13 protein-coding genes are annotated in these 13,194 nt (G+C 73.7%); 6 read left to right on the top strand and 7 right to left on the bottom strand.

The window, feature by feature from the left end; all coding sequences use genetic code 11:
- Positions 1 to 105: 105 nt before the first annotated feature.
- Entirely contained in the window at positions 106 to 798 is a 693-nt protein-coding gene (locus tag PV341_RS38040; RefSeq protein WP_500330325.1) for an iron-dependent transcriptional repressor DtxR, read from the bottom strand.
- 111 nt (positions 799 to 909) lie between these two features.
- On the opposite strand from PV341_RS38040, the gene PV341_RS38035 reads away from it, so the two are divergent.
- Complete coding sequence (locus PV341_RS38035; RefSeq protein ID WP_500330327.1) at positions 910 to 1,659, top strand: SIS domain-containing protein; 750 nt, start codon at positions 910 to 912, stop codon at positions 1,657 to 1,659.
- Positions 1,660 to 1,667: 8 nt separating this feature from the next.
- Here the strand turns inward: PV341_RS38035 and PV341_RS38030 are convergent, their stop codons facing one another.
- Positions 1,668 to 2,999 carry a PAS domain-containing protein gene (locus tag PV341_RS38030; protein ID WP_500360211.1) on the bottom strand — a complete coding sequence of 444 codons (1,332 nt, stop codon included), beginning with the start codon at positions 2,997 to 2,999 and terminating at the stop codon, positions 1,668 to 1,670.
- 395 nt (positions 3,000 to 3,394) lie between these two features.
- A complete protein-coding gene (gene pdxH, locus PV341_RS38025; protein WP_500330373.1) occupies positions 3,395 to 4,018 on the bottom strand; it encodes a pyridoxamine 5'-phosphate oxidase in 624 nt (207 codons plus the stop codon).
- A 341-nt stretch (positions 4,019 to 4,359) separates the two neighbouring features.
- Here pdxH and PV341_RS38020 point away from each other — a divergent pair, with 341 nt between their 5' ends.
- Together PV341_RS38020 and thpR are read left to right on the top strand one after the other, a co-directional pair.
- The gene (locus PV341_RS38020) at positions 4,360 to 5,460 is read left to right on the top strand and encodes a citrate synthase 2 (RefSeq protein WP_500330329.1); all 1,101 of its coding nucleotides are present in this window, start codon (positions 4,360 to 4,362) and stop codon (positions 5,458 to 5,460) included.
- Between the two features lie 24 nt (positions 5,461 to 5,484).
- Positions 5,485 to 6,054, top strand: a complete 570-nt coding sequence (thpR, locus tag PV341_RS38015) for an RNA 2',3'-cyclic phosphodiesterase (protein ID WP_500330331.1) — start codon at positions 5,485 to 5,487, stop codon at positions 6,052 to 6,054.
- 155 nt (positions 6,055 to 6,209) lie between these two features.
- On the opposite strand, the gene PV341_RS38010 is transcribed toward thpR, so the two are convergent.
- From PV341_RS38010 to PV341_RS38000, 3 genes are all read right to left on the bottom strand, one after another.
- Positions 6,210 to 6,629 carry a CBS domain-containing protein gene (locus PV341_RS38010; RefSeq protein WP_326575072.1) on the bottom strand — a complete coding sequence of 140 codons (420 nt, stop codon included), beginning with the start codon at positions 6,627 to 6,629 and terminating at the stop codon, positions 6,210 to 6,212.
- A gap of 69 nt (positions 6,630 to 6,698) precedes the next feature.
- A complete protein-coding gene (locus PV341_RS38005) occupies positions 6,699 to 7,694 on the bottom strand; it encodes an aldo/keto reductase (protein WP_500360210.1) in 996 nt (331 codons plus the stop codon).
- Between the two features lie 33 nt (positions 7,695 to 7,727).
- Positions 7,728 to 8,420 carry a GDSL-type esterase/lipase family protein gene (locus PV341_RS38000; protein ID WP_500330374.1) on the bottom strand — a complete coding sequence of 231 codons (693 nt, stop codon included), beginning with the start codon at positions 8,418 to 8,420 and terminating at the stop codon, positions 7,728 to 7,730.
- 242 nt (positions 8,421 to 8,662) lie between these two features.
- Between PV341_RS38000 and PV341_RS37995 the strand changes: the two genes are divergently transcribed.
- Together PV341_RS37995 and PV341_RS37990 are read left to right on the top strand one after the other, a co-directional pair.
- Positions 8,663 to 9,268, top strand: coding sequence for a mycothiol-dependent nitroreductase Rv2466c family protein (locus PV341_RS37995; RefSeq protein WP_500360209.1), 606 nt, complete (start codon positions 8,663 to 8,665; stop codon positions 9,266 to 9,268).
- 25 nt (positions 9,269 to 9,293) lie between these two features.
- Positions 9,294 to 10,310, top strand: a complete 1,017-nt coding sequence (locus tag PV341_RS37990) for a TolB family protein (protein ID WP_500360208.1) — start codon at positions 9,294 to 9,296, stop codon at positions 10,308 to 10,310.
- Positions 10,311 to 10,384: 74 nt separating this feature from the next.
- Here PV341_RS37990 and serC read toward each other — a convergent pair whose 3' ends face one another.
- Positions 10,385 to 11,503 (bottom strand): phosphoserine transaminase, encoded by a 1,119-nt coding sequence (gene serC, locus PV341_RS37985; protein WP_500360207.1) that lies wholly within the window; start codon positions 11,501 to 11,503, stop codon positions 10,385 to 10,387.
- 86 nt (positions 11,504 to 11,589) lie between these two features.
- Between serC and PV341_RS37980 the strand changes: the two genes are divergently transcribed.
- Positions 11,590 to 13,194, top strand: a 1,605-nt coding sequence (locus PV341_RS37980; protein ID WP_500360205.1) for an FAD-binding oxidoreductase, incomplete at its 3' end; no start/stop codon positions are given.

Genomic DNA, 13,194 nt, shown 5'->3' with positions numbered 1-13,194 from the left:
GGTAGGGACTCCGGCGCATGGGGAGGCGCCGGGGTCCCTCGAACAACGGCCCCGGCACCGGTGGCGCCCACGACCCGGCCGGAATCCGGCCGGCGCGTGACGCGACTACCGCTTGGCGACGAACACGTGCGAGGCGGTCTCCGCGCTCAGCTCCGCGGCCTCGCCACCGCTGCCGACCAGCACACCGCCCGCCGACGGGGTCACCGACACCACCGCGCCCGGCTGCACGCCGGCCCGCCGCAGCGTGTACATCAGCTGCGCGTCCGTCTGGATGGGCTCGCCGATCCGCCGCACGACCACGCTCGCGCCGGCCACGCCCGTCTCCAGGTCGGTCAGGCTGACCATGCCCTCGTCCAGGAACGGGTCCGCGCCGTCCTTCTCGCCCAGCTCCTCCAGGCCCGGGATCGGGTTGCCGTACGGCGACTCCGTCGGGTGCCGCAGCAGCTCGAGGACGCGGCGCTCGACCGCCTCGCTCATCACGTGCTCCCAGCGGCACGCCTCGGCGTGCACGTGCTCCCACTCCAGGCCGATGACGTCGACCAGCAGGCACTCGGCCAGCCGGTGCTTGCGCATCACGCGCGTCGCGATCCGCCGGCCCTCGGAGGTCAGCTCCAGATGCCGGTCGCCCGCGACGTGCACCAGTCCGTCCCGCTCCATGCGCGCGACGGTCTGACTGACCGTCGGTCCGCTCTGGTCGAGCCGTTCGGCGATTCGGGCGCGCATGGGGACGACACCCTCCTCCTCCAGCTCAAGGATGGTGCGGAGATACATCTCCGTCGTGTCGATCAGTCCGGACATGCGCGCCCCTCGGTGGCTCGTACGTGGCCCTGGACTCAATTCTGACGCATGCGACCGACAACCGGTGCCCCGTGGTTGACAGGCGGACGCCGCGGCACCACGGTTCTCGGCATGACCGATCTGGCCGCCACATATTTCGATGCCGCCATCGCACTGCTGAGGCGCGTGAGGGACGAGGAGTCCGCGGGGATCGAGGCGGCCGCGGCCGCGCTCGCGGACACCGTGGCGGCCGGGGGACGGGTGTTCGCCTACGGCGCCGGGCACTCCTCGCTCCCCGCGCAGGACGTCGTCTACCGCGCGGGCGGCCTCGCCCTGGTGAACCTGCTCGCCGTGCCCGGCGCGGTCGGCGTGGACGTCGTCCCGGCCACGCTCGGCAGCGCGCTCGAACAGGTCGGCGGCCTGGCCCGGGTCGTGCTGCGCAGCTCTCCCGCGCGGGCGGGCGACCTCCTGGTGGTCATCTCCCTGTCCGGCCGCAACCCGCTCCCCGTGGAGATGGCGCAGGAGGCCAAGGCCCTCGGGATGAAGGTGATCGGCGTCACATCGGTGGCGTACGCCAAGGAGACGCACTCACGGCACGCGAGCGGCACCTTCCTGAAGGACCACTGCGACGTCGTGATCGACAGCAAGATCGCGCCGGGCGACGCGGAGCTGTCCGTGCCGGGGATCCCGGCGCCGTTCGGTCCGGCCTCCACCGTGGTGACCAGCGCGCTGATGCAGGCCGTCGTGGCCACGGCCGCTGCGGACCTGGCCGGGCGCGGCGTCACGCCGCCCATGCTCCGCTCGGGCAACGTCGACGGGGGCCACGAGTGGAACGCGAAGGTCTTCGAGGAGTACGCGGACCGGATCTTCTACCGCCACTGAGCCCACGGTCAGGCCCGCGGCGGAAGGTCGAGCGGCGGCAGGTCGAGGGAGGCCGCCACCCGCAGCGCGACGTCCTCGGCGAAGGTGGCGTCCGCCCGGTCGAAGGGACGGCGGCCCGTGCCGCGCAGGAAGGTGAGCACACCGAGCGTGCGGCCGCGGCTGCGGAGCACGGCGCACAGTCCGTGGACGGTGCCGTCGGGCCAGCGCCGGGCGGCGGCCCAGCCGGCGACCTGGGCCCGTGAGGCCGGCTCGGCGGCCGCGGCCCCGAAGCCGGCGCGCACGGAGCCGGTACGGGCGACCGCCTGCAGGGCCGGGTGCCCCTCCCCGTACCGGACCGGGATGCCGCCGGACACCGGCAGGCAGGGCCCCGCGCCGCCGGAGGGCGTGGCGGCGACCCGGACGAGCCGGGCCCCGTCGGGCGCCAGCACGTCGAGCAGCGCGTGCTCGGCGAACCCGGCGAGGGCGAAGTCCACGTAAGCGGTCGCCGCCTCCATGGGGTCCTCGCACTCGGCAGCAGCCAGCGCGGCCCGGTGCAGCTGGTTGCTGCGGAAGCGCAGCCGCGCCGCCTCCTGCTCGGCCAGCTTGGCCTCGGTGACGTCGTGGAAGAGCCAGCCGACGCCGAGCGGCACCGGCTCCTCCCCCAGCGGCGAACCGAGCCGCACGAAGCCGCTGCGCCAGCAGCAGCGCGTGCCGCCCTCCTCCCGCAGGCCCACCCACAGCTCGCTGGCCGCGAGGGGCGCGCCCTCGGCGAGCACGTGCTGCAGGGCGCTCTCCAGCTCCTCCACGCCCTGGTCGAGGAAGTCCCCCAGCGGCCGCCCGAGCGGCGCGTCCCGGCTGGTGCGCAGCACGCGGGCGGCGTACGCGTTGACCACGACGGGGCGCAGGTCGGCGTCGACGAGGACGACCCCGGTCGAGGCGTCGTCGAAGAGCGCCTCGCTGAGGGCTATCGAGCGCTCCAGGTCGATCTGGGCGTGCACCTCGGAGAAGGCGCAGTAGACCCCGGCGGGGCGCCCGTCGGAGCCGTGCACGGCGGCGGCCTGGGTGCGCACCAGCACCCGGTGGCCGTCCTTGGTCAGCAGCGCGAACTCGTGGACCTGGCGGCCGTCCGCGGCCATGGCGCCCAGCAGCCGCTCGCGCACCTCCTCGGCGTCGGCGGTGCGCGCGGCCCAGCCGGCGAAACCGCGCCGGCCGACGGCCTCCTCGGCCGTCCAGCCCAGGATGCGGGCGGCCTCCGCGTTCCAGTGCGTGATCACTCCGTCGCGGTCCAGGGCACAGAGGCCGGCCTCCATGCCGTCGAGGAGCGCGGCGAGCAGTTGCGGCGTCGCATCGAATGACTGCACGTCTGGACATTCAACCCCTGTGTGACCGACGACACAGGAACTTCACGAAATTCGGTGGCCGCGGGGCCGTGGTCCACGGGGCGGAAAGAACCGCGAGAAAAACCGCTTGTCGTCCGCCGGAGCCTTTCCTAAGGTTGCGGACACACACGAAGGGAGGTGGTCCGGAGAATGAGTTCCCATCGGACGCGTGAGGTGGCTGCGGGCTGACGCCTGCGCTCCTCGCCTGCGCGCGATGTGCGTAGCGGGCCAAATCCATCGCAGTCACCCGACCCGCGGGCTCGTCGGATTCGTCCGGCCGATGCCCGGACGGCCCGCCGTCCGGGGAGCAGCCCGCGGGTCGCCTGCGTCTGCGGGCGGTGACCGGTCCCGCCCCCTCCCCCGGCGTCGCGCGGCCCTCAGGGCGACAGGCGCCGCACCGTCCAGCCGTCCTCCGCGGTGGTGTACACCAGCCGGTCGTGCAGCCGGTTCTCCCGTCCCTGCCAGAACTCCACGCTGCGCGCGACCACCCGGAAGCCTCCCCAGTCCGGCGGCACGGGCACGTCGCTGCCCTCGGGATAGCGGGCCGTCAGCTCCTCGTAGCGGTGCTCCAGCTCCTCCCGCGAGCCCACCACCGAGGACTGCTCGCTCGCCCAGGCCCCGATCCGCGAGCCGTGCGGACGGGTGCGGAAGTACGCCTCGGTCTCCTCGCGCGACACGCGCTCGACGGCGCCCGCCACGATGACCTGGCGCGCGATCGGGTGCCAGGGGAAGAGCAGCGAGGCGTGCGGCCGCTCGGTGAGCTCCCGGCCCTTCCTCGACCCGTAGTTGGTGAAGAAGACGAAGCCGCGGTGGTCGTAGCTCTTCAGCAGGACCGTGCGCGAGCTGGGCAGTCCGTCCGCCCCCGCGGTGGAGACCACCATGGCGTTGGGCTCGTCGACGCGGGCGTTGACGGCGTCGGCGAACCAGCGCGCGAACTGCGTGTACGGGTCGCCGGCCAGTTCGTCCTCGGTCAGTCCGTGGGCGCGGTACTGCTTGCGCATGGCGGCGGGGTCGTGGTGGCTGTGCTGCACCCGCACATCTTGCAGCACGGCGGCGGCACCGTGTGCCGGACGGTGCGCCGGAACCCGCGCGGGACCTGCGCCGGACCTGCGCCGGACCTGCGCCGGACCTGCGCCGGAACACCCGCCGGAACATGTGCCGGACCTCACGCTTCACGTCACCTGCGGGAGGGGACAGACTTACAGGCCGGGTATCTGTGCCCTCTCGACATCGGGGGATATCGTGCGGGGCACCCAGTGCCAACCCCCATGCACCACCCCTGCACCACCCCGCGTGCCACAAGCACCACCGGATCGTCGACCGCATCAAGAGGAGCCGCCTGATGTCCGACTTCGTACCCGGACTCGAGGGAGTCGTCGCCTTCGAGACGGAGATCGCCGAACCCGACAAGGAAGGCGGCGCCCTGCGCTACCGCGGAGTGGACATCGAGGACCTGGTGGGCCACGTCTCCTTCGGGAACGTGTGGGGCCTGCTGGTCGACGGTGCCTTCAACCCCGGCCTCCCGCCCGCCGAGCCCTTCCCGATCCCCGTCCATTCCGGTGACATCCGCGTGGACGTCCAGTCGGCGCTGGCCATGCTCGCGCCGGTGTGGGGTCTGAAGCCGCTGCTGGACATCGACGCCGAGCAGGCCCGCGAGGACCTGGCGCGCGCGGCCGTGATGGCGCTGTCGTACGTGGCGCAGTCGGCGCGCGGCCAGGGGCTGCCGATGGTGCCGCAGAGCGAGATCGACAAGGCGGAGACGGTCGTCGAGCGCTTCATGATCCGCTGGCGCGGCGAGCCGGACCCCAAGCACGTCAAGGCCGTGGACGCCTACTGGACCTCCGCCGCCGAGCACGGCATGAACGCGTCCACCTTCACCGCGCGCGTTATCGCCTCCACCGGTGCCGACGTGGCCGCCGCGCTGTCCGGCGCGGTGGGCGCCATGTCGGGCCCGCTGCACGGCGGCGCGCCCTCGCGCGTGCTGGGCATGATCGAGGAGATCGAGCGGACCGGCGACGCCGAGGCGTACGTCAAGCAGGCCCTGGACAAGGGCGAGCGTCTGATGGGCTTCGGCCACCGCGTCTACCGCGCCGAGGACCCGCGGGCGCGGGTGCTGCGCCGTACGGCCAGGGAGCTGGGCGCCCCCCGCTTCGAGATCGCGGAGGCGCTGGAGAAGGCGGCCCTGGAGGAGCTGCACTCCCGGCGCCCGGACCGCGTGCTGGCGACCAACGTGGAGTTCTGGGCGGCGATCATCCTGGACTTCGCCGAGGTCCCGGCCCACATGTTCACGTCGATGTTCAGCTGCGCCCGCACCGCCGGCTGGTCCGCGCACATCCTGGAGCAGAAGCGCACCGGCCGCCTGGTGCGCCCCTCGGCCCGCTACGTCGGCCCGGGCTCCCGGGACCCGCGCGAGGTCGAGGGCTACGCGGACATCGCACGCTAGTCCGGTGCGGTGCACCCTGGGGGGATGAGGCTGTTCGTGGCCGTCGTGCCCCCCAGGTCCGCCCTCGCCGAACTGGGGGGCGCCGTCGACGCGCTCCGCGCCCTGCCGGGCGCGGACGGGCTGCGCTGGACGGAGCGTGGCGGATGGCACGTGACGCTGGCGTTCCTCGGCGAGGTGGACGAGGCCCTGCTGCCCGGTCTGGTCGAACGTCTGGACCGGGCGGCGCGGCGCCATCCGCGCTGCCGGATCGCGCTGACCGGCGGCGGCCGCTTCGGCGACCGCACGCTCTGGGCCGGACTGGATGGGGACGACCTGGGACGCACCGCGGCCGCGGCGCAGGCGGCCGCCCGGCGGGCGGGCGTCCACCACGAGGACGAGCACGGCCGCTTCCACGCCCACCTGACGCTGGCCCGGCAGCGCGCCGGGCGCACCAGGGTGGGCCTGAGGCCCTTCACGGACGCCCTCGCGCAGTTCGCGGGGACCCCGTGGACGGCGGCGGCGATCTCCCTGGTGCGGAGCCATCCGCCCACACCCGGGGTGCCGGGGGCGCAACCCCGCTACGAGACGGTGCGGACCTGCCCGCTGGGGCACTGAGGCCGCCCCGTTAACCTCGACGTGTGGACCCGAAGACCCGTACCCGAGTAATGACCGCCGCCCTCGCCCTGCTGGTGGTCGTGGTGATCGTCGGCACCGTCGTGCGCGGCTAGACGACCGGAGGGGAGGGGCCGGCCCGTCTCGGCCGGCTCGTCTCAGGCGCCGGCGTAGACCCTCTCGACGAATTCCGCCACCTGTTCGTCGGTGAGGTGGCGGGCCAGGTCGGCCTCGGTGATGATGCCGATCAGCTTCTTGTCCTCGACCACCGGGAGCCGCTTGATGCGGTGCGACTCCATCTCGGTCAGGACGTCGGAGACGTCGGCGTCCGCGTCGATCCAGCGGGGCGTGCCCTCGCACAGGTCGCCGCAGGTCACCTTGGAGGGGTCGCGCCCCGCGGCGATGCACTTGGTGACGATGTCCCGGTCGGTGATGATGCCGCACATCCGGTCGTTCACGTCGTGGACCGGCAGCGCGCCGACGTTGAGCTCGCGCATGAGCTGCGCCGCCCGGTCGAGAGTCTCGGTCGCCGGTATCGCACGGGCGCCGGGATGCATGATCTCTTTGGCTGTGGTCATACCCTCATCGTGCGCCCGACCGGGTGAATCTGCGACCGGGCGCACGACGGGGCGGACCACCGCGGGCGCCTACCAGGCGAAGGCCTCCGGGGACGGGCCCGGGCCCGGGAAGATCTCGTCCAGCTCGGCGAGCAGCTCCGCGGGCAGCTCCAGTTCGACCGCGCGCAGCGCGGAGTCCAGCTGCTCGCGGGTACGCGGGCCGACGATCGGGCCGGTGATCCCGGGGCGGCCCAGCAGCCAGGCCAGGGCGACGTCACCGGGCTGCAGGCCGGCCTTGTCGACGGCGTCCTCGTACGCCTGGACCTGCTCGCGCAGGGCGCTGTCCTTCAGCGAGTCGGCGCTGCGGCCGGAGGTGGAGCGGGAGCCGCCGCCCTCGCGCTCCTTGCGCAGCGCGCCGCCCAGCAGGCCGCCGTGGAGCGGCGACCAGGGGATGACGCCCAGGCCGTACTCCTGCGCGGCCGGGATGACCTCCATCTCCGCGCGGCGCTCGGCGAGGTTGTACAGGCACTGCTCGCTGACCAGGCCGAGCGAATGGCGCCGCGCGGCGGCCTCGTTGGCCTTGGCGATGCCCCAGCCGGGGAAGTTGGACGACCCGGCGTAGAGCACCTTGCCCTGCTGCACCAGGACGTCGATCGCCTGCCAGATCTCCTCCCACGGCGTCGCGCGGTCGATGTGGTGGAACTGGTAGACGTCGATGTGGTCCGTGCCCAGGCGCTTCAGGCTCGCCTCGGCGGCACGCCGGATGTTGAGCGCGGAGAGCTTGTCGTCGTTCGGCCAGGGGGTGCCGTCGGTGCCCATGTTGCCGTAGACCTTGGTCGCCAGGACGGTCCTGTCGCGGCGGCCGCCGCCCTTGGCGAACCAGCTGCCGATGATCTCCTCGGTGCGGCCCTTGTTCTCGCCCCAGCCGTAGACGTTGGCCGTGTCGAAGAAGTTGACGCCCGCGTCGTGCGCGGCGTCCATGATCGCGTGGCTGTCGGCCTCGTCCGTCTGCGGGCCGAAGTTCATCGTTCCCAGTACGAGCCGGCTGACCTTGAGTCCGGTGCGTCCGAGCTGTGTGTACTCCATGGGGACCAGCCAAGCTCTTGGAGTGCGCTCGAATCAAGCGGAGTTGAGGGGGTGTCGGTACGGCGCCCCCAGGCCCCACGCCTGGTGCGCGGCGTCGGCGAACGCGGCTGCCAGCCGGTGCTCCCCGGAGGCGTTGGGGTGGGTGCCGTCGTAGGTGTCCCGGGCGATGTCGTAGCCGGCCGGGCGGGAGGCCAGCAGCAGCGGCGAGGCCGCGGTGCCCAGGTCGGCGACGGTCTTGGCCAGGCGGGTGTTGAACTCCTCGCACTGTGCGCCGAATCCGGGGTCCTGGTCGCAGCGCGAGTTGGGTATGACGGGCAGCAGCACCGCGGCGACACGGGGGTTGGCCGCCCGCGCCCGCCCGACGAACAGCCGCACGTTGGCCTCGGTCTGCTCGGGGTTGGTGTAGAAGCCAAGGTCGATCAGCCCCAGCGAGACCAGCAGCACGTCGGGACGGTGCTCCCGCACGGCGCCCTCGATGAGCGGCGCCATGTGCAGCCACCCCTCGCCCCAGCCGGCCAGGTGGCGGCGCGCGGAGACGGGGAAGGCGGGGTCGGCGTAGCGCTGCGAGACGGCCGCGTCGGCACCGGGGTCGTGCAGCGCGGTCCGCGGGCCGACGATCTCGAAGTCCTCGCCCTCCGTCCCCAGCGACCGCAGGTGCTGCCACATGCGGTAGCGCCAGGTGTGCTCCCCCGCGCTGCCGATCGTCATGGAGTCGCCGACGAACATCCACGCCGTGCGGCGTCCGGGCGTGCGGCGGGGCCCGTCGCCGGGGCCGGGGGGTGCGCTGGACATGGAGGGGATCTTAGGGCCCGCGGGCTCCCCGGCAGGGCCCTGACCTCGGGTCCGGCGGTGTTAGCACCGTCACTGCCGCGGGGCCGGGAAGGCCGGGCGGTCACGGTGATTGGCCCAGCGAAGAAGCCCTCGAATGGCCCTGCTGGGCGGGCCGTTCCGCTCATACGGTGACGGGCATGACGCACTCGGTGGACTTCTACTTCGACCCCATCTGCCCCTTCGCCTGGATCACCTCCCGCTGGATCCTGGAGGTGGAGCGGGAACGCGAACTGCGCCTGCGCTTCCGGGTGATGAGCCTGTCCGTGCTCAACGAGGGCCGCGAGGGCCTGCCCGAGCGCTACGAGCGGCTGCTGAGCACCGGCTGGGGCCCGGTACGGGTGTGCGTCGCCGCCGCACGGCACCACGGGGAGCACGTGCTGCGCGAGCTGTACACGGCGCTCGGCACCCGGCTGCACGTGCAGGACCGCCCGGCCTCCGACGAGGTGCTGCGCGAGGCGCTGGCGGAGGCGGGCCTGCCGCCGGAGCTGGCGCAGGCCGCGGGCGGCACCGCGTACGACGAGGAGCTGCGCAGGAGCCACCACGAGGGCATGGACCCGGTCGGGGAGGAGGTCGGGACGCCCACCCTGCACATCGACGGGGCCGCCTTCTTCGGCCCCGTCCTCACCTCGATCCCGCGCGGCGAGGAGGCGGCGCGGCTGTTCGACGGGGTCCGGGCGCTGGCCGGCCACCCCACCTTCTTCGAACTGAAGCGCAGCCGCACCGGCGGCCTCGACTTCGCCTGAGCCGTCCACCTGGCAGGCTTGGCGCATGCGCCCACTGCTCGCCGCGGCCGCGGCCTCCGTCCTCGTCATGGGTCCCCTCGTCGGCAGCGCGGCCGCCGACGACGGGGAGTCCGTGGCCTTCACGATGTCGGACCCGCGGATCACCGAGTCGAGCGGCCTGGTCGCCAGCCGCCTCCACAAGGGCGTCTACTGGACGCACAACGACAGCGACGACGGCCCGTACGTCTACGCCGTCGACTCCGCGACCGGCAAGACGGTCGCCACCGTCACCCTGCGCGGCGTGGGCAGCCCGCGCGACGTCGAGGCGATCTCGATGGGCCCGGACGGCGCCCTGTACGTCGGCGACATCGGCGACAACCTCGGCGGCTCCTGGCCGCACGTGTGGATCTACCGCTTCCCGGAGCCGGAACGGCTGACGGACCGGACGGTGACGGCCACGCAGTACACCGTCCAGTACGACGGCGGCCCGCGCAACGCCGAGGCGATGATGGTCGACCCCACGACCGGGCGGGTGTACATCGCGAGCAAGAACGAGGACGGCGGCGCCCTCTACGAGGGCCCGGCGAAGCTCTCCGCGAGCGGCACCAACGTCTTCCGGCGCATCGCGGCCATCCCGCTGTGGATCACCGACGGCGCCTTCTCCCCGGACGGCAGCCGGCTGGTGCTGCGCGGCTACCTCGGCGCCCTGATGTACCGCTGGTCCGACGGCACGGCGCGCCGGATCGACCAGATGCACGTGCCGCTGCAGCGGCAGGGCGAGTCCGTCGCCTTCACCCCGGACGGCCGGGCCCTGATGTACGGCAGCGAGGGCGCGGACAGCGAGGTCTGGCGCGTACCGCTGAACGGGGACGACCTGCCCGACCCGGCCCGCCGTGCCGCCTCCTCCTCCCCCGGGCCGTCGGGGAGTTCCTCGGCGGACGCCGCCGGTTCCGGCGCCGACGAGGCGGTCTCGACACGGCAGTTCGCACTGGGCGCCGTCACCCTGGCCGCGGTCGCCGCGTTGCTGGTGGGGGTGCGCCGGTTGCTGCGCCGGGAGCGCTGAGACGCCCCGGGAACACCGGCGCGGCGGGGCGATCGCCCCGCCCGCCGGCGGTGGTGGCCCCGTGGGGCCCGGGTTCAGAGCCGCTCGACGACGAAGTCGACGCAGGCGGTCAGGGCCTCGACGTCGGCCGGCTCCACGGCCGGGAACATCGCGACGCGCAGCTGGTTGCGGCCCAGCTTGCGGTACGGCTCGGTGTCGACGACGCCGTTGGCGCGCAGCACCTTGGCGATCACCGCCGCGTCGACCTCGTCGTTGAAGTCGATCGTGCCGACGACCTGGGAGCGCTTGGCCGGGTCGGTGACGAACGGGGTGGCGTACTTGGAGTCCTCGGCCCAGGTGTACAGGCGCGAGGAGGAGTCGGCGGTGCGCGCGACGGCCCAGTCCAGACCGCCCTGGCCGTTGATCCACTCCAGCTGGTCGTTCAGCAGGAACAGGGTGGCGAGCGCGGGGGTGTTGTACGTCTGGTTCTTGCCCGAGTTGTCGATCGCGGTCGGCAGGTCGAAGAAGGCCGGGATGTGGCGGCCGGACGCGGCGATCCGCGCGGCGCGCTCCAGCGCGGCCGGGGAGAACGCGGCGATCCACAGCCCGCCGTCGGCGGCGAAGGACTTCTGCGGGGCGAAGTAGTAGACGTCGGTCTCGGCGATGTCGACCGGCAGGCCGCCCGCGCCGGAGGTGGCGTCGACCAGGACGAGGGCGCCCTCGTCGGCGCCGGCCACGCGCCGCAGCGGCATCGCGACACCGGTGGAGGTCTCGTTGTGGGTGAAGGCGTAGACGTCCACGCCGGCCTCGGCGGCCGCCTCGGGGTGCGTGCCCGGGTCCGCGGAGATCACGGTCGGCTCGTCCAGCCACGGCGCCAGCTTGGCCGCCTTGGCGAACTTGGAGGAGAACTCGCCGAAGCTGAGGTGCTGCGACTTGCGCTCGATGAGCCCGTGCGTGGCGATGTCCCAGAAGGCGGTGGAGCCGCCGTTGCCGAGCACCACCTCGTAGCCCTCGGGGAGCGAGAAGAGCTCGCGGATGCCGTCCCGGATCCGGCCGACCAGGTCCTTCACCGGCGCCTGCCGGTGAGAGGTGCCCATCAGCGAGGTGCCGGTGGCGGCCAGGGCGCTGAGCGCCTCGGGCCGCACCTTGGAGGGGCCCGAACCGAATCGTCCGTCGGCGGGCTTGATGTCAGCGGGAATCTGGATCTCGGCCACGTCTCGCAGCGTAGTGCGTGACGACCCGGTTACGGGCTCCGGTCCATCCGGTGAGACATGCGGCGCGGTGGGGCAGGCTGAGGGGCATGGCGGACGATCTGCGGCACGGACTGCGCCGCGAGCTGGAGCGGGCGGTGCGGGGCGAGGTCTCCTTCGACCCGCAGAGCAGGGCGCTGACCACGATGGACGCGTCCAACTACCGGCGCGTTCCGGTGGCCGTGGTCGCGCCGCGCGACGCCGACGACGTGGCCGCGGCGCTCGCCGTGTGCCGGGCGCACGGGGTGCCGGTGGTGCCGCGCGGCGGCGGCACGTCGATCGCCGGGCAGGCGACGGGCACCGGGGTCGTCCTCGACTTCACCCGGCACATGCACCGGATCGTGTCACTCAGCCCCGAGGCGTTGACGGCCCGTGTGCAGCCGGGAGTGGTCCTGGACGACCTGCGGCGCGCCGCCGCCGCGCACGGGCTGACCTTCGGCCCCGATCCGTCCACCCACAGCCGCTGCACCCTCGGCGGCATGATCGGCAACAACGCGTGCGGCCCCCACTCCGTCGCCTGGGGCACCACCGCCGACAACGTCCGGGCCCTGGAGTGCCTCACCTACGACGGCGAGCCGCTGCGCACCGCCGACCCGCTCCGCGCCGACCTGCGGGAACTGGTGGACGGCCATCTCGCCCTGCTGCGCACCGGCTATCCGCAGCAGCTCCCCCGCCGCATCTCCGGCTACGCCCTCGACGCCCTGCTCCCCGAACGCGGCCGGGACCTGGCCCGGGCCCTGACCGGCAGCGAGGGCACGCTCGCGGTGCTCACAGAGGCCGAGGTCCGGCTGGTGCCCGCGCCCCCGGTGCGCGTCCTGGTGGTCCTCGGCTACCCGGACGAAGGCGCCGCCGCCGACGCCGCGAACGGCCTGCTGCCGTACGGCCCGCTGACGGTGGAGGGCATGGCCGCCGACCTGGTGGGCGGCGAGGCCGCCGGGCTGCTGCCGCGGGGCGGCGCGTGGCTCTTCGTCGAGATGCACGGCACCGGCGAGGCGGAGGCGCTGCGGCGGCTCGCCGACGCGGGCGACTCGGTCGTCGTGACCGACCCCGTCGCGCAGCGCAGGCTGTGGCGGATCCGCGAGGAGGCCGCCGGCACCGCCACCCGGACACCCGGGGGCGCGGAGGCCTGGCCCGGCTGGGAGGACTGCGCGGTGCCCCCGGCGCGGCTCGGCGCCTACCTGCGCGAATTCCGCGCGCTGCTGCGCGAGCACGGCCTGCACGGCACCCCCTACGGGCACTTCGGCGACGGCTGCATCCACGTGCGCATCGACTTCGACCTGCTCGGCGCGGCCGGTGTGGCCCGCTTCCGGCGCTTCTCCGAGGACGTCGCGGAGCTCGTCGTCGCCCACGGCGGCTCGCTGTCCGGGGAGCACGGCGACGGGCAGGCCCGCGCGGAGCTGCTGCCCAGGATGTACGGCGACGAACTGGTCGCCCTCTTCGGCCGGTTCAAGGACGCACTGGACCCCGCGGGCGGCCTCAACCCCGGCATGCTGGTGCGGCCCGAACCGCTCGACGCCCACCTGCGCTTCGCCGTCCTGCCGCACCGGCCGGTCGACGTCGCCTTCGGCTACCCCCACGACGGAGGGGACTTCTCGGCGGCGGTGCGCCGCTGCGTCGGCGTCGCCAAGTGCCGTGACACGGGCGGGGGTCCGGGG

The organism is Streptomyces sp. PA03-1a (assembly GCF_033792805.1).
Lineage (GTDB): Bacteria > Actinomycetota > Actinomycetes > Streptomycetales > Streptomycetaceae > Actinacidiphila.
Note: the sequence above shows the minus strand (reverse complement) of the source record. Positions and strands in the feature narration are given on the sequence as shown.

Bases quoted from the DNA above. Each gene is read 5' to 3' on its own strand.
- PV341_RS38020 (WP_500330329.1), top strand. From the start codon at position 4,360: ATGTCCGACTTCGTACCCGGACTCGAGGGAGTCGTCGCCTTCGAGACG.
- PV341_RS38010 (WP_326575072.1), bottom strand. From the start codon at position 6,629: ATGACCACAGCCAAAGAGATCATGCATCCCGGCGCCCGTGCGATACCG.
- PV341_RS37990 (WP_500360208.1), top strand. From the start codon at position 9,294: ATGCGCCCACTGCTCGCCGCGGCCGCGGCCTCCGTCCTCGTCATGGGT.
- PV341_RS38000 (WP_500330374.1), bottom strand. From the start codon at position 8,420: ATGTTCGTCGGCGACTCCATGACGATCGGCAGCGCGGGGGAGCACACC.
- pdxH (WP_500330373.1), bottom strand. From the start codon at position 4,018: ATGCGCAAGCAGTACCGCGCCCACGGACTGACCGAGGACGAACTGGCC.
- PV341_RS38005 (WP_500360210.1), bottom strand. From the start codon at position 7,694: ATGGAGTACACACAGCTCGGACGCACCGGACTCAAGGTCAGCCGGCTC.
- thpR (WP_500330331.1), top strand. From the start codon at position 5,485: ATGAGGCTGTTCGTGGCCGTCGTGCCCCCCAGGTCCGCCCTCGCCGAA.
- PV341_RS38040 (WP_500330325.1), bottom strand. From the start codon at position 798: ATGTCCGGACTGATCGACACGACGGAGATGTATCTCCGCACCATCCTT.
- PV341_RS37995 (WP_500360209.1), top strand. From the start codon at position 8,663: ATGACGCACTCGGTGGACTTCTACTTCGACCCCATCTGCCCCTTCGCC.
- PV341_RS38035 (WP_500330327.1), top strand. From the start codon at position 910: ATGACCGATCTGGCCGCCACATATTTCGATGCCGCCATCGCACTGCTG.